A 14,451-nucleotide genomic window follows, 5' to 3' on the forward strand; every position below is an offset into this window, starting at 1 on the left:
TCCCTACACCAGATGGCGCATTGCCATGAAGAGAATGGAGGGATGACCGATTATCTGCAGAGAGTCCTGCGTGCCCGTGTCTACGACGTGGCCCGGGAGACGCCACTCGACTTCGCCCCCAACTTGAGTCGGAGGCTGAACAACAGCATCTGGTTGAAGCGAGAGGATCTGCAGCCGGTCTTTTCCTTCAAGCTCCGCGGTGCCTACAACCGCATGAGCAAACTCTCGGCGGACGAGCTGGCTCGGGGTGTGATCGCCTCAAGCGCAGGTAATCACGCCCAGGGAGTGGCCCTCAGTGCCAAGCGCCTTGGCTGTCGTGCCGTGATTGTGATGCCTGCGACAACGCCTGAGGTCAAGGTGAGGGCCGTGCGCGCCCTCGATGGAGACGTCGTCCTGCACGGCGAGACCTATGACGAGTCGTCCGCAGAAGCGGAGCGGCGCTGCCGCGAGGAAGGACTCACCTACATCCATCCCTTTGATGATCCCGAGGTGATTGCCGGCCAGGGGACCATCGGCCTGGAAATCATGCGGCAGTGTGATCAACCACCCCGTGCGATCTACCTGGCGGTGGGGGGCGGAGGCCTGATCAGTGGTGTGGCCTCCTATGTGAAGAGCCTCTGGCCCGATGTGGAACTGATCGGCGTGGAACCGGAGGATGCCGCGGCAATGACGCGCTCGTTGGAAGCAGGGGAGCGCATTGAACTCAACAAGGTGGGGTTGTTCGCCGATGGGGTGGCGGTGCGAAAAGTTGGTGTTGAAACCTTTGCCCTGGCTCAGCGTTACGTCGATCGGATGATCACCGTCGACACCGACGCCATCTGCGCTGCGATCAAGGACGTGTTTGAAGACACGCGATCCATCCTTGAACCAGCCGGTGCCCTGGCCGTTGCTGGCCTGAAGAGCGATGTGGCGGAACGCAGCCTCCTTGATCAGCACCTCGTGGCCGTGGCCTGTGGCGCCAACATGAACTTCGACCGTCTGCGGTTCATTTCCGAACGGGCTGAACTCGGCGAGGAACGGGAAGCGATGCTCGCGGTTGAGATTCCGGAGCGGCCGGGAAGTCTCAGAGATCTGTGCGAGGAGCTGCGAGAACGCAGCCTCACGGAATTCAGCTACCGGATGACCGAGGCCGCAACAGCCCAGATCTTCATCGGCGTGCAGATCCGTGACGAGCAGGACAGAGTTGAACTCGTGCAGACCCTCACCCGTCGGGGATTTCCCTGCCAGGACCTCAGCGACAACGAATTTGCCGTTGTGCATCTGCGCCACATGGTCGGCGGCCGCCTGCCGGCATCAGCACGCGAAACCCGATCAGCCGATTGCCGCGAACTGCTGTATCGCTTCGAATTCCCAGAACGACCTGGAGCTCTGATGACCTTCGTCAGTGCTCTGCATCCCGACTGGAGCATCAGCATCTTTCACTACCGCAATCACGGCTCCGATACGGGCCGAATCGTGGTGGGAGTTCTGGTTCCGGAGGCAGGGCGACCGGAATGGACCCGCTTCCTCGATGACCTGGGATATCCGAGTTGGGACGAAACGGCCAATCCCGCGTACCACCTGTTCCTCTAGGGATTGAGGCGGTACCTTGATGCATCACGAGGGTTGTGATGCCTGGTGTCCCGTCCTTGGCTGCGCGGCTGGAAGCCATCCTTTATCTGAAGGGACGTCCGATCAGCGTTGCCGAGCTCAGTGAACTGTCGCAGTCCGAACGCAGTGAGGTGGAGCAGGCCCTGCTGGTGCTGACAACCGGTTACGCCCAGCGGGACACAGCCCTGGAAATTGTGGAACTGAAGGGGCGTTATTGCCTTCAGTTGCGTCCTGGTCTGGGAGATCTGGTGCAGAACCTGCTGCCAGTGAACCTTTCAACCGCCACGTTGCGGACCCTGGCCACCATTGCGTTGAAGAAAAGAATCCTTCAGTCAGAACTCGTGGATCTCCGTGGCTCGGGTGCCTACGACCACATCAAGGAACTGTTGGCGCAGGATTTCATTGAGCGCCGTCGCCAGAGCGAAGGGCGTTCCTACTGGCTGACGCTGTCCGAGAAGTTTCATCGAACCTTTTCTGTGTTGCCAGACCTTTCCACCGCCGCCATCTCCGAAGCTGCATAAAGTCAGGTAAATCCCCAACGATTCCATGGAGCTTCTAGCGGGCCTGTTTCAGGTGCTTGCCCAGACCCTGCAGATCTATTCGCTGATCCTGATTGTGCGGGTGTTGCTCAGCTGGTTCCCGAATCTGGATTGGGGAAACCCTGTTCTCTCCACGGTGAGTTCGATCACCGATCCCTATCTCAATGCCTTCAGAGGGCTGATCCCGCCGTTGGGGGGCATTGATCTTTCGGCGATCCTGGCCTTCGTCGCCCTGAATCTGATGCAGCAGCTGCTGTTGGGAGCCAGTTCAGACTTCTTCAGGGGTGCTTTGCCGTACTGACGCAAGCTGTTGGGAGGATCAGCAGTTTGAGCGATCAGGCTGTTCAACGTTTCAGGCTGCTCGAGATTTTGGGCTGTTCGACCTTCAGGATCTGGAAACAGGAAATTTGCGCAGAGCTCTGATCAGCCACAAGGGTTCTGTGATGAGCCTCCTGAGTCACAAGGCCCAATGTTCAGGCCTGAAAAGGGGCCTATTGAATCGATTGCTCGAGCGGCAGGAGTTCATCCTCAACACCTGCTCGACTGCGCACAGGAGCGGTGAATCCCCTGGCCCTGGCATTGCGCACATCAAACGGTCCAGGTGTGCCGGCAGGAACGGCGAGTCGCAGAGCAAAGGGGTGGATTCCGGGCTCCACATCACCGATTGATCCCACCCTTGTCCGGTTCTGCAGAACGGGCTCACCGCTGGCATCGAGGATTCGGGCAAACACGTCGGTGTCCACCACAGCACGGCGGGCGGGGTTGTCGACCATGCCACTCAGCACAAAGCAACTGGCACCCATCGGCCGGGCGAAATCCGGTTGATTGCCTGGATCGTCGAGGCCGCAGGGATCCAGACTCACGCCGGAGAGTTTCAGGTCGGCAGCCCACGCCGGGCTGACAATCACGACCGAAAGCAGCAGCACCAGCAGAGCAGTTCTTAAACGAGCAGGGATCACGTCGGTGGTTTCGGTGGCGATGACTTGTCTCGCTTCCAACCTATTCAGATCGTGGAACGAGCGGACTCAAGCCGGCCCATTCCCCCACACCGCCGTCCCCGCGCTGCAAAGATCGGAAGCTGGAATCACTGCATGCATGCCGCTGAGATCTCTGGTCAGACAGCTGCAGGACTCCGCTCTCAGTGGAGAACTGCTGGACCGTTCCAGACGGACGGACCGCCTGCTGATGCGTGGAGCCGGGCGATGCAGCCGAGCCCTGGTTGCCAGTGCTCTAGCCCGAAGAGATCAACGCCCCCTGCTGATCGTCGTGCCGACATTGGAGGAGGCGGGACGTTGGACGGCTCTGCTCGACCTGATGGGTTGGGACAGTGTGAGCTTGTATCCAACGAGTGAAGGTTCTCCTTACGAACCGTTCGATCCCACCAGCGAAATCATCTGGGGACAACTGCAGGTGCTCAGCGACCTGCTTGGCGATCCCGATGGCACCAACAAAGCGATGGTGGCCACCGAACGATGTCTGCAGCCCCATCTGCCACCGCCACAAGCGCTCGCGGATCAATGCCGCAGTTTGAAACGGGGGGACGAACTCGACCTCGAGCAACTTGGCGAGCATCTGGCCCATCTCGGATACGAACGGGTCTCCTCCATTGACCAGGAAGGGACCTGGAGCCGACGGGGGGACATCGTCGACATCTTCCCGGTGAGCAGCGAACTGCCCGTGCGTCTGGAGTTCTTTGGAGAGGAACTCGACAAACTGCGTGAGTTCGACCCCGCCAGCCAGCGTTCCCTGGATGCCATCGAGCAATTGCGCCTGACGCCGACCGGCTTCAGCCCGCTCATCGCAGACCGTCTCCGGGATGAGATGCCCGAAGGGATTGAACGGCTTCTGGGAGACGAGGCGACTGAGGCCCTGCTGGAAGGAGGCACCCCTGAGGGAATGCGGCGCCTAATGGGACTGGCATGGAATCAGCCAGCCTCGCTACTCGACTACTTGCCGGAGCGATGCTGCGTCCTCATCGATGAGCGACGCCACGGACTCGCCCATGGACAGCAGTGGTTGGATCATGCGGCGGATCATCATCAGGAGATGGCCGCTGAGCTGGGGTTCAGCGAGGACGAACGCGACCGCCTCTGGCCTGGCGTGTTGCATCGGGACATCTCCGAGGCCTATCAGACAGCGGAAGCCTTTGATGGGTTTGATCTGGCGGAACTGCTCGAGGAGGACGCCCATCCCAACAGCTTCGACCTGGCCAGCCGACCGGTGCCGGCCTACCCCAATCAGTTCGGCAAACTCGGCGAACTGATCAAGGGCTATCAGAAGGACAAAACCGCCGTCTGGCTGGTGTCGGCACAGCCGAGCCGAGCCGTGGCGTTGCTCGAGGAACACGATTGCATCAGTCGTTTCGTTCCGAACAGCGGTGATGCACCGGCGATCGAACGGCTGATTCAACAGAACACACCTGTTGCCCTCAAGACTCGCGGCAGTGCCGAGCTGGAAGGCGTGCAATTACCGCCCTGGCGGGTTGCCCTTGTGACCGATCGGGAATTCTTCGGCCAGCAGACCCTGACCTCCAGCGGATATGTCCGTCGCCGACGCAAGGCAGCCAGTCGAACGGTCGACCCCAACAAGATGCGTCCCGGCGACTTCGTTGTGCATCGCAACCACGGCATCGGACGCTTCAAAACGATGGAAAAACTCGCTGTCTCGGGCGACATTCGCGATTATCTGGTCGTCCAGTACGCGGACGGCACACTCCGGGTCGCTGCTGATCAGCTGGGAAGCCTCGGTCGATACAGGGCTACGAGCGAGACACCTCCCCAGCTCAGCCGCATGGGTGGATCGGCCTGGAACAAGGCCAAGGAACGCGCCAAGAAAGCCGTTCGCAAGGTCGCGATGGACCTGGTGAAGCTCTACGCAGAGCGTCATCAGGCCAATGGCTACGCCTTTCCCGTCGATGGGCCATGGCAGATCGAGCTCGAGGAGTCGTTTCCGTTTGAACCGACTCCCGATCAACTCAAAGCCACCGCCGATGTGAAACGCGACATGGAGAAACCGGAACCGATGGACCGTCTTGTCTGTGGCGATGTCGGTTTCGGAAAAACAGAGGTCGCAATCCGCGCCATCTTCAAGGCGATCACGGCCGGGAAGCAGGTGGCCATGCTGGCTCCAACAACCGTTCTGGCGCAGCAGCACTGGCGCACCCTGAGCGAACGCTTCGCGCCTTATCCAATCAAAGTGGCCCTGTTGAACCGTTTTCGGACGGCCTCGGAACGAAAAGGCATCCTTGATGGCCTCAAAGCCGGCACGGTGGATGCCGTTGTGGGAACGCACCAGCTGCTTGGCAAAGGCGCCGCGTTCAACCAGCTGGGACTGCTTGTGGTGGATGAGGAACAGCGCTTCGGTGTGAATCAGAAAGAGAAGATCAAGGTGCTGCGCAAGGACGTCGACGTCCTGACGCTCTCGGCGACTCCGATTCCTCGAACGCTGTACATGAGTCTTTCAGGCGTGCGGGAGATGAGCCTGATCACCACCCCACCGCCATTACGACGCCCGATCAAAACCCACCTTGCGGCCCTAGACCCGGAAGCGGTCCGCAGTGCCATTCGTCAGGAACTGGATCGAGGCGGCCAGGTGTTTTACGTGGTCCCTCGGGTGGAGGGGATTGAGGATGTCGCTGCGGGGCTGCGCGGGATGCTTCCCGGCCTGAAGCTCCTGGTGGCTCACGGCCAGATGGCAGAAGGTGAGCTGGAGAGCGCCATGGTGGCGTTCAACGCCGGCGAGGCCGACGTGATGCTCTGCACCACGATCGTGGAGAGCGGTCTTGATATCCCCCGGGTGAACACGATCCTGATTGAGGATGCCCATCGATTCGGTCTAGCCCAGCTTTACCAGTTGCGTGGTCGTGTCGGTCGCAGCGGAATCCAGGCCCATGCCTGGCTGTTTTATCCAGGCAATGCATCGCTGAGCGACAACGCTCGTCAACGACTGCGTGCGATCCAGGAATTTGCCCAGCTGGGCAGCGGTTACCAGTTGGCGATGCGGGATATGGAGATCCGTGGTGTCGGCAATCTGCTGGGGGTGGAGCAGAGCGGCCAGATGGAAACAATCGGATTCGACCTCTACATGGAAATGCTTCAGGAATCCCTGGCCGAGATCCAGGGGCAGGACATACCGAGTGTCGAAGACACCCAGGTGGACCTCCAGGTCACCGCCTTCGTGCCAGCGGACTGGATCACCGATCCCGACGAGAAGATTTCGGCCTATCGAGCAGCAGCCGACTGCACCAGCTCAGAAGCCCTGGTGGAACTGGCTGCTGGCTGGGCTGATCGCTATGGCGCTTTGCCAGGAGCTGTGCAGTCCCTCCTGCAGCTCATGGACCTCAAACTGCTGGCCAAGCGCTGTGGTTTCTCAAGAATTCGACCGGAAAAACCAAACATCGCTCTGGAAACACCCATGGAGGAGCCAGCATTCCGGATGCTGCGACAAGGGCTTCCGCAGCATCTCCACGGTCGTCTGATCTACCAGTCCGGCAGCGGCATCCAGCACAAGGTCCTGGCCCGTGGTCTTGGGGTGCTGCCGATGGAGAAGCAGTTGGAGCAATTGATGGAATGGCTGAAACAGATGGCGGCTCAGATCCCCGACGTCAATGGACGAACTGCCAGCGAGATGGAGGCCGAACAGAAACGCCGGAACGACCAGGTGTTGAGGGTGTGACGGCGTAGTCCGATTTCTGAGAAAAACTCCACAAGCTCGCAAATCTTCGTTACATTGGTCAAAACCAGCGGTGGTGAGATGGGCGAGTTCATTGAATTAGGTACAACCTCCGGTCCCATCGGGCTCATCAGTGGACTGTTCTGCCTGAGTGCTCTGGGTCTTTTTGCCATCTTCCAGACGGGTCCGAGCGACGACGACGATTCCAACGGCGGCGGTGGTGGCGGATTGATGCAGCCAATTTCCTGAGCAGGATCTTTTCAACTCAGGATTCGATCTGAACAGGTCAGCGGTTGCGATCGAGTCATGTTTGATCGCATTTACTCAACACTTCAGTGACCACTCTTCAGAGTGATGGCAACAAGCTGATGTCATCACTGGGATCAGGCGATGAAGCGAGTCAATTCATTGGTTCTTTCCGTTGCTGTCGCTTCTGCAGGGGTCGGGCTGACAACCTCTGAAGCCTCTGCCACACGCTGGTCTGATGTGGATGCTCTGCGGCTGCGCCTCGAAAACAATGGAGTTCGGGTGACACAGCGCGACTGCAAACGCGGTCTCCAAGGTGCCTACGACTCAAGACGAAATTTTTTAATTGTCTGCCGGGCGCATCGAACGCCAGCTCAGGTTTGGAACACTCTGGCCCACGAAGCGGCCCATCGGATGCAGGATTGCGCGGGAGGACTGATCTCGCGTCCCGAGCATCTGCAAGCCATGGTCAATACATTGTCTCGCTATTCACCCCAGGACATTGCATCGCTGCGAGCATACCCTCGCTCTCAACATCGCATTGAAATCGAAGCAAGATATACAGCAAAGTTGCCACCCCAGCAGGTGATGCAACTGTTTGACCGGTATTGTTCAAGTCCTCAAGGCCAGGGATACAGAACAGTTGGGTTTTCAAAACGAGTGCACGGCAGCGGTGGAGTCGGTCAGTCCATCACCAATCAAGACAACTCAATTCTCCATCTCACTCCGTTTAAAAATTGGATATCAAACATCTTCTCGAAAATGACGACTGTGTTCACTTGACTCATTACTTGGATTGCCAGATCGCGTCTCCACTTAAAGAGGAAACGTCAATCTTTTCTCGATAGATAGCTTGAGCCAATTGTAAATTCGCGGTTAAAACACCGGCGATTGCCAGATGAAATAAATTGCCATTGGAAATACCCATCCCCTGAAAAGCTATCCAAGTATTCACAACAAGGAACGACGCATTCAGGAGTGTCCAGAGACCAATGGCGACAGCACGCCACCGATGGAGAGCTGACACCTGTATGCGGACTGCAGCGACGCAGGCCACAACACCAGTCATCAATCCGATCGAGGTATATCCGTGGAGAATTCGCATCGATGCATCGGAATGGGCATGACTAAACAGCGCCGCCAGCAGATTCAAGGAAATCAGGGCACCTGGATAAGGTCCAAGGAAACTTCGAAGGGTGTCTTCCCATTGAACCATTGTGTCCCCTCCAGATACAACTCAGGTCCTTTTCGAGGGAGACAAAATGAATATTCAATAAAAACCATTTTGGAGCAAACAGTTGCCGGAAGTGAGCAGTATGCTGTAACCCACACAATTGCTTTCAACCAATCGAACTACACCGAACATTCAAGTCGGAAAATTGCCATGAGATGAGTCAATATAATCGCTGCAAAAAGATGATTAATACCAAATCATTGATGCATGCTAAACCTTTGCAAACCTCGACTGCCGCACGAAACTCCTCACAAGGCTACCGATAGTCGCTGTAAATACCCTGCTCTTTCAGGGGATTACTTGCAAAGCAAATCCTGACGTTGAGTTGCACCACCGCTGCTGGGTTCAACTCAACCTTTCGCCTTGATCCGCAATCAGGAATCGTTATGCATCTCACATCCAGCGACAGCGCAACAGGGCTCGTGGACCATCAACGAAAGGCTGAAGACTCTTCATCAAGAGCCTGGCTGATTTGTGTGTGACAACAGTTCATTCGCTGCCGAAACGCGCTCGGTGGTTGTTGATGCTCTCAACGTCAAGGCACGGACAATCGTCTCGGCAACATCGGTTGCCGATCGCAGGGACAACCAAGCTGATCAGATGGATCAATGCATGCATTCAATCGGTTGGGATCCGACGTCGTCGACGCATTCGAGGGCAGTTGGATCTGGTCACAGCTCTGTTGCATCTGGCGAGCATCCAGGCCATCCAGGAGTGCCACTCTGGAACTGTCATATCAAGCGGACACGTATCTTTACGCAATGGAATCACTGTTAATGCAATTGGCCATGGCCGCCTTGTCCCAGTTTGGGGGCGGGGGATTTGGTGGTGGCGGCTTCGGGGGTGGTGGATTTGGCGGAGGTGGCATGGGAGTTCCCTTCAGCGGCGGTTACGGAATGCCAGCGCGTCCCCGGCCGATCGCCTACCCCCAGGGCCCTGTGATGAGGCCCGCTCCGGCTCCAATCCAAACCCAGGGTCCGGCCATGCAGGCCAGCACCTTGGCCGCAACCACCTGTCTGCTCAGAAACGGAGAGCTGAGCCGCCAGCAGGCCATGACCATGCTGGATCAACAGGGCCAGAGGATGGGATGGGCTCCAGGTTGGGGACGTTCGATTCCGGTCAACGTCGTTGATCGAACCATTGCCGGTGCCGGAGGGTGTCGGGCCCTGCTGGCCGGCATCAGAAACGGGCAACGATCTGGGGCAACCCAGGTGGCCGGCGGCGGACTGGGGAGCCGCAGCCAGCAGGAGGGTTTCGGGTTGTATCCCTATCGCTGAAGCGCTGATTGAAGGTTGGCGCTGGACGGGTTGTAGGTCTGTCCGGCGCTGGCTTGTCCAAGAACTCTGATCAGAGTCGTTTCAGCGACTATGTACTGACTGTCACGTCCTGTGCCGAGATCCTCGGCGGTGATCGAACGGATCTCCTCCTCCGTCATCGTGGCCTGGACATCTGGCTCGATGCCGTTTTTGTGGATGTCTCGGCCACTGGGTGTGAGGTACTTCGCGATGGTCACGGTCATCCCCGAGCCATCAGCCAAACCACGCACCGACTGCACCAGACCCTTGCCGAAGGTCTTCATCCCCACCAGCTGAGCGCGGTCGTTGTCCTGCAGTGCTCCCGAGAGAATCTCGCTGGCACTGGCCGACCCCTCGTTGACGAGGACCACCATCGGTTTATCGGTGATGGCTGAACCCGTCGCACGACGGACATCACGGATTCCCTCCCGGGTCCGCGTGCTCACGATGGTCCCCTCATTGAGCCACTGACGGGCAATGTCGACGCTGGCCTCGAGAAGGCCGCCGGGATTGCTCCTGAGATCCAGCACGTAGCCCTGAGCACCTTGTGATTCCAGTTCACGGATCGCGTCTCGCATCTCGCGCGAGGCATTGGCGTTGAACTGTTTCAGCCGGATGTAGCCGACCTTGCTGCCGTTCGGGGCTGTGTTGAGGGAGCTGTCAACGGAATTGATTTCAATCCGGGCCCTCACCAGAGGCACGTTCAGGACCTGGCCCTTGCGGCGAAGCCCGAGCACAACCTTCGATCCTTCCGGTCCACGAATCAGCTTCACGGCGTCAGCCGTGCTCATGCCATTGGTGGATTTGCCATCAATGGTGACGATCACATCCTTTGGCTGAACGCCAGCCTTGGCGGCGGGGGTGCCCTCGATCGGAGACACCACTGTGAGCTCCTTGGTGTCCTTGTCCAGAGAGAGCTGAATGCCAACGCCCAGGAGTTCCCCGGACGTGTCGATCTGCATCTCCTTGAATTCCTTCGGATCCAGGAAGCGCGTGTAAGGATCCTTGAGGCTGGCGAGCATGCCTCGGATCGCTTCATAGGACTCGCCCGTGCCCGAATAGGACTGGGCCAGGAGATCACGACGCAGTTGTTTCCAGCGATCCGGTGAATAGGAACCACTCGAATCGAGGAAATCGCGATACACGATCTGCCACACCTGGTCGATCACCTCTTTGGGGCTGTCGGTGATCGATCCACCCGAGGCGCTCGGCAGGCTGAGGCTCGGCTGCGCCACCGTCACTGCCGTTGCCACACCAGCAAGACCGAGGGCCACAAGCAGTGGACCTGACCGAAGAAGCGAACCCAGACGGACCGGACTGGGCATGCGCCCTCGTAATCGATTCTTTACGTTAACGACTTCAGCCTGGATCCACCCAACGGCCATCCTCCTTGATCAACTGGATCAGGGCTTTCACACCATCGGCCTCCGGAACTTTGCGGATCTCATCGCGGCCCCGGTAGAGCGAAATCACACCAGGCGTCTTTCCGACATAGCCGTAGTCGGCATCGGCCATCTCTCCTGGACCGTTGACGATGCAACCCATCACGGCAATGTCCAGGCCTGTGAGGTGATCGGTGGCCTCACGGACCTGCTTCAAAACGTCCTCGAGGTTGAACAAGGTGCGGCCGCAGCTCGGGCAAGCCACGTATTCCACCATCGTCTTGCGCAGTCCAAGAGCCTGAAGAATCGAGTAGCAGACGGGAATCTCGCGCTCAGGTGCCTCAGTCAGCGAAACGCGGACCGTGTCGCCCAGACCATCAGCCAGCAGGGTGGCAATGCCCGCCGTGCTCTTGATCCGGCCGTAGTCCCCATCTCCAGCTTCCGTGACACCGAGATGAAGGGGGTAGTTGAACCCCGCCTGATCCAGCGTGTCCGCCATCAGACGGTAAGCCGCCAGCATCACCGGGGCACGCGATGCCTTCATCGAAATGACGATGTTGTGAAAGTCGAGGTCATCGCAGATCCTGACGAACTCCATCGCCGACTCCACCATTCCCTTGGGGGTGTCTCCGTAGGTGAACAGCATCCGCTCTGCCAGCGATCCGTGATTCACACCGATGCGCAAGGCCTTGTTCTGATCTCGCAGCAGGGTGACCAGGGGTTCGAAGGTCTCGCGGATCCTGGCTCCGATGGCAGCGAACTCTTCGTCTGAAAAATCCTGACGGTTGGGATCTGGCTTGTCGAAGACGAACAGACCCGGATTGATCCGGACTTTGTCGACATGCTGAGCAACCTCGAGGGCGATCTTCAAGCCGTTGTGATGCACATCGGCAACCAGGGGCACCGTGCAGCCTTGGGCACGCAGGGAAGCGCGGATCTCACCCATGGCCTTGGCGTGGGCCATGGAGGGGGTGGTCACACGAACGATCTCACTACCAGCCTCCGCCAGCCGCAGGATGCCGGCCACGGCCGCCTCGATATCAAGGGTGTCCTCGTTGATCATCGACTGCACCACAACGGGGTGCTCGCTGCCGATGGGCACATCACCGACCATCACGGTACGGGTGACCCGGCGGTGGATCTGCGTGTCGTAGCGACGATCCACAACGGCCGCTGTGGTCGGCAAGGTGGCAGTCATGGCGGATGTTGCCGCATGCAGGTCAACGTTCGCACAGGCGACGCCGGACCGCGCTGAGATCACCCCGGGTGAGGTCGAGCGGGGCACCAGGCGCGTCGGAGGGGTTGCGAAGCAGATAGGAGGGATGGAAGACCGGCATCACGGCTCGCTGATTCCAGTGTTGCCAGCGCCCCCGCAGCTGGCTCATGCCGCCTTTGATCCCAAGAATCGCCTCAACAGCTGTTGCACCGGCAAGAACGATCACGTCGGGATCGACCAGCTCCAGCTGACGATCGAGCCAGGGTCGACAGGCCGCCAGCTCAGCGCGCTTCGGCCGTCGATTGTTGGGCGGCCGGCATTTCACCGCGTTGCAGACGTAAAGGTCACGCTCGAGATCAAATCCCACGTCGCTGAGCAGTCGGTCCAGGGCCTGACCAGACCGGCCCACGAACGGCAGACCGGTGGCGTCTTCACGGGCGCCTGGCGCTTCACCGATCAACATCAGCTCGGCGTTTGGGTTTCCGCGGGCAATCACCACCATCTGGCGCGTGTAAGCCAGCGCGCAGGCCGTGCAGGTCGAGCAGCCCTGGAGCAGCTCAGCCGTCATCGGCCATCACGGCTGACATCAGGGGCACCAGGATCAGGTGCATCAGGATCACTGGCACCACGGTCAAAGGGCACCACAATCAAGCAGCTGTTGCCTTCAGGATCCCGTAACCAGCATTCCGCACCGAAGCTTTCCCGACGCGGGGGCTCCAGGATGGCTGCTCCAGCTCCCTGAAGATCTGGCAGGAGGCTGGTGAGTGTGACAAGCGGATCCTGGCTGGCCTCCAACCGGAGACAGAGCGAAAGGCAGCGGCCTCGCTCCGGGAATGGACGCGAGCGCGAGGGACGGTAGAGCTCCAGATCCAGCCCCTCAGCCAGCGGAAGCGTCCAGTGCTGCGGCGACAAGCCCTGACTGGCCTGACGATTCAGCAGAGATTCATAGAACAGGCGAAGACGACCGGGATCGTGGGAGGCCAGCACCCAGCTGATCTGCTTTGGATTCATGGCTGAGACCGTGGCGAGGGTGATCTGCGACACCAGGTGAGGCAGGATGAGATTTTGAAGCGCACCGGGGGTGGTGCGTTGCCGATGCCCAGTCCGCTAGCTCTCTCCGATCGAGCCAAGTCCCTCAGACCCTCCCTCACCCTGGAGATCTCGGCACGGGCGAAGGCGCTGCGGAGTGAGGGACAGGACATCTGCAGCCTCAGTGCAGGCGAACCGGATTTCGACACCCCTGATTTCATCCTGGAAGCAACCCAGAAAGCACTGCGCGATGGCATCACGCGTTACGGCCCTGCAGCCGGGGATCCGGATCTGAGGGCCGCCGTCGCAGAGAAGCTGACCAACGAGAACGGCATTCCCACGACATCGGCGCAGGTGCTGATCACCAATGGCGGCAAACAAGCCATCTACAACCTTTTCCAGGTCTTGCTGGATCCAGGAGATGAGGTTCTGATTCCCGCTCCGTTCTGGCTGAGCTACCCCGCAATCGCATCTCTGGCCGGTGCTGAATCACGGTTGATTCCATCTCAGGCCAAGGAGGGATTCCGGCTTGATCTCGATCAACTCGAGCAGGCCATCACACCCAGAAGCAAGGTGCTGGTGCTCAACAGCCCAGGGAATCCAACAGGGCGTGTGATGGATCGTTCCGAGCTGGAGGCCATCGTGAACCTGATGCATCGCCATCCCCAGCTGTGTGTGATGAGCGATGAGATCTACGAATATCTCCTGGCCGAAGGCCAGACGCACTGCAGCTTCGGCTCCCTCGACGAAAGCCTGGCCGATCGCTGTTTCACCGTGAATGGGTTCGCCAAAGGCTGGGCGATGACAGGCTGGCGGTTGGGCTACCTGGCAGGCGCTGAATCGGTGATTCGAGCGGCGACCGCCCTCCAGAGCCAGAGCACAAGCAATGTCTGCAGCTTCGCCCAACGCGGCGCCCTGGCGGCCTTGCAGGGGTCAAGGCAATGCGTTGAAACCATGGCCGCCAGCTACAACCGCCGGCGGCGGCTGCTGAGCGAAGGACTGCAGACCATCAATGGCATCACCCTGTCTGATCCCCAGGGAGCCTTTTACGCCTTTCCCCAGCTGCCGCACGGAAGCGGGAATTCGGTTGACTTCTGTCGCCGGGCGCTGGAGGACCAGGGGCTCGCCATGGTTCCAGGTGCCGCCTTCGGAGATGACTCCTGCATCCGCATGTCCTGCGCTGTATCGCATGAGACGATCGAGGACGGTCTGAGGCGACTTCGAACCTTGCTCAACAGCGCCTGAACCG

Annotated in this window: 14 protein-coding genes; 8 read left to right on the forward strand and 6 right to left on the reverse strand. The window is 59.2% G+C overall.

Annotated elements, in window-relative coordinates; genetic code table 11:
* The first annotated feature begins 42 nt into the window (after positions 1–42).
* From ilvA to KR100_RS08405, 3 genes are read left to right on the forward strand one after another with little or no spacing between them, the layout of a single operon-like run.
* Complete coding sequence (gene ilvA / locus KR100_RS08395) at positions 43–1,572, forward strand: threonine ammonia-lyase, biosynthetic (RefSeq protein ID WP_038544777.1); 1,530 nt, start codon at positions 43–45, stop codon at positions 1,570–1,572.
* 38 nt (positions 1,573–1,610) lie between these two features.
* The gene (gene scpB / locus KR100_RS08400; protein WP_038544781.1) at positions 1,611–2,111 is read left to right on the forward strand and encodes an SMC-Scp complex subunit ScpB; all 501 of its coding nucleotides are present in this window, start codon (positions 1,611–1,613) and stop codon (positions 2,109–2,111) included.
* Between the two features lie 25 nt (positions 2,112–2,136).
* Positions 2,137–2,430 (forward strand): YggT family protein, encoded by a 294-nt coding sequence (locus KR100_RS08405; protein ID WP_038544782.1) that lies wholly within the window; start codon positions 2,137–2,139, stop codon positions 2,428–2,430.
* Positions 2,431–2,620: 190 nt separating this feature from the next.
* On the opposite strand, the gene KR100_RS08410 is transcribed toward KR100_RS08405, so the two are convergent.
* Complete coding sequence (locus KR100_RS08410) at positions 2,621–3,085, reverse strand: hypothetical protein (protein ID WP_038548391.1); 465 nt, start codon at positions 3,083–3,085, stop codon at positions 2,621–2,623.
* A 139-nt stretch (positions 3,086–3,224) separates the two neighbouring features.
* Between KR100_RS08410 and mfd the strand changes: the two genes are divergently transcribed.
* The 3 genes from mfd to KR100_RS15375 all read left to right on the forward strand — a co-directional run bounded on the left by mfd (position 3,225) and on the right by KR100_RS15375 (position 7,829).
* Positions 3,225–6,803 carry a transcription-repair coupling factor gene (gene mfd, locus KR100_RS08415; protein ID WP_038544784.1) on the forward strand — a complete coding sequence of 1,193 codons (3,579 nt, stop codon included), beginning with the start codon at positions 3,225–3,227 and terminating at the stop codon, positions 6,801–6,803.
* A gap of 78 nt (positions 6,804–6,881) precedes the next feature.
* Positions 6,882–7,049 carry a hypothetical protein gene (locus tag KR100_RS16540; RefSeq protein WP_204207661.1) on the forward strand — a complete coding sequence of 56 codons (168 nt, stop codon included), beginning with the start codon at positions 6,882–6,884 and terminating at the stop codon, positions 7,047–7,049.
* Positions 7,050–7,190: 141 nt separating this feature from the next.
* The gene (locus KR100_RS15375; RefSeq protein WP_204207662.1) at positions 7,191–7,829 is read left to right on the forward strand and encodes a hypothetical protein; all 639 of its coding nucleotides are present in this window, start codon (positions 7,191–7,193) and stop codon (positions 7,827–7,829) included.
* 4 nt (positions 7,830–7,833) lie between these two features.
* On the opposite strand, the gene KR100_RS08425 is transcribed toward KR100_RS15375, so the two are convergent.
* Positions 7,834–8,199, reverse strand: a complete 366-nt coding sequence (locus tag KR100_RS08425) for a hypothetical protein (RefSeq protein ID WP_156097988.1) — start codon at positions 8,197–8,199, stop codon at positions 7,834–7,836.
* Between the two features lie 869 nt (positions 8,200–9,068).
* Here KR100_RS08425 and KR100_RS08430 point away from each other — a divergent pair.
* Positions 9,069–9,557 (forward strand): hypothetical protein, encoded by a 489-nt coding sequence (locus tag KR100_RS08430; RefSeq protein WP_239420295.1) that lies wholly within the window; start codon positions 9,069–9,071, stop codon positions 9,555–9,557.
* Here KR100_RS08430 and KR100_RS08435 read toward each other — a convergent pair.
* The 4 genes from KR100_RS08435 to KR100_RS08450 are packed head-to-tail and all read right to left on the reverse strand — an operon-like array spanning position 9,548 to position 13,217.
* The gene (locus KR100_RS08435; RefSeq protein WP_038544790.1) at positions 9,548–10,900 is read right to left on the reverse strand and encodes a S41 family peptidase; all 1,353 of its coding nucleotides are present in this window, start codon (positions 10,898–10,900) and stop codon (positions 9,548–9,550) included. The two genes, KR100_RS08430 and KR100_RS08435, sit on opposite strands and share 10 nt — an antisense overlap.
* 34 nt (positions 10,901–10,934) lie before the next feature.
* Complete coding sequence (ispG, locus tag KR100_RS08440) at positions 10,935–12,155, reverse strand: (E)-4-hydroxy-3-methylbut-2-enyl-diphosphate synthase (RefSeq protein ID WP_038544792.1); 1,221 nt, start codon at positions 12,153–12,155, stop codon at positions 10,935–10,937.
* 22 nt (positions 12,156–12,177) lie between these two features.
* On the reverse strand, positions 12,178–12,741 hold the full coding sequence (locus tag KR100_RS08445) for a uracil-DNA glycosylase (protein ID WP_038544793.1): 564 nt from the start codon (positions 12,739–12,741) through the stop codon (positions 12,178–12,180).
* Positions 12,738–13,217: a VOC family protein gene (locus KR100_RS08450; protein WP_071839878.1), complete on the reverse strand. Its 480-nt coding sequence runs from the start codon at positions 13,215–13,217 to the stop codon at positions 12,738–12,740. The genes KR100_RS08445 and KR100_RS08450 overlap by 4 nt, the downstream gene beginning before the upstream one ends.
* Before the next feature lie 51 nt (positions 13,218–13,268).
* On the opposite strand from KR100_RS08450, the gene KR100_RS08455 reads away from it, so the two are divergent.
* On the forward strand, positions 13,269–14,447 hold the full coding sequence (locus KR100_RS08455) for a pyridoxal phosphate-dependent aminotransferase (protein ID WP_038548401.1): 1,179 nt from the start codon (positions 13,269–13,271) through the stop codon (positions 14,445–14,447).
* Positions 14,448–14,451: the final 4 nt, after the last annotated feature.

Origin of the sequence: Synechococcus sp. KORDI-100, from assembly GCF_000737535.1 — a bacterium.
Taxonomy (GTDB): domain Bacteria; phylum Cyanobacteriota; class Cyanobacteriia; order PCC-6307; family Cyanobiaceae; genus Parasynechococcus.

Excerpts from the sequence above, each read along its gene's own strand:
- ilvA (WP_038544777.1), top strand. The coding sequence starts at position 43 with ATGACCGATTATCTGCAGAGAGTCCTGCGTGCCCGTGTCTACGACGTG.
- scpB (WP_038544781.1), top strand. The coding sequence starts at position 1,611 with ATGCCTGGTGTCCCGTCCTTGGCTGCGCGGCTGGAAGCCATCCTTTAT.
- KR100_RS08405 (WP_038544782.1), top strand. The coding sequence starts at position 2,137 with ATGGAGCTTCTAGCGGGCCTGTTTCAGGTGCTTGCCCAGACCCTGCAG.
- mfd (WP_038544784.1), top strand. The coding sequence starts at position 3,225 with ATGCCGCTGAGATCTCTGGTCAGACAGCTGCAGGACTCCGCTCTCAGT.
- KR100_RS16540 (WP_204207661.1), top strand. The coding sequence starts at position 6,882 with ATGGGCGAGTTCATTGAATTAGGTACAACCTCCGGTCCCATCGGGCTC.
- KR100_RS15375 (WP_204207662.1), top strand. The coding sequence starts at position 7,191 with ATGAAGCGAGTCAATTCATTGGTTCTTTCCGTTGCTGTCGCTTCTGCA.
- KR100_RS08430 (WP_239420295.1), top strand. The coding sequence starts at position 9,069 with ATGGCCGCCTTGTCCCAGTTTGGGGGCGGGGGATTTGGTGGTGGCGGC.
- KR100_RS08435 (WP_038544790.1), bottom strand. The coding sequence starts at position 10,900 with ATGCCCAGTCCGGTCCGTCTGGGTTCGCTTCTTCGGTCAGGTCCACTG.
- ispG (WP_038544792.1), bottom strand. The coding sequence starts at position 12,155 with ATGACTGCCACCTTGCCGACCACAGCGGCCGTTGTGGATCGTCGCTAC.
- KR100_RS08445 (WP_038544793.1), bottom strand. The coding sequence starts at position 12,741 with ATGACGGCTGAGCTGCTCCAGGGCTGCTCGACCTGCACGGCCTGCGCG.
- KR100_RS08455 (WP_038548401.1), top strand. The coding sequence starts at position 13,269 with ATGCCCAGTCCGCTAGCTCTCTCCGATCGAGCCAAGTCCCTCAGACCC.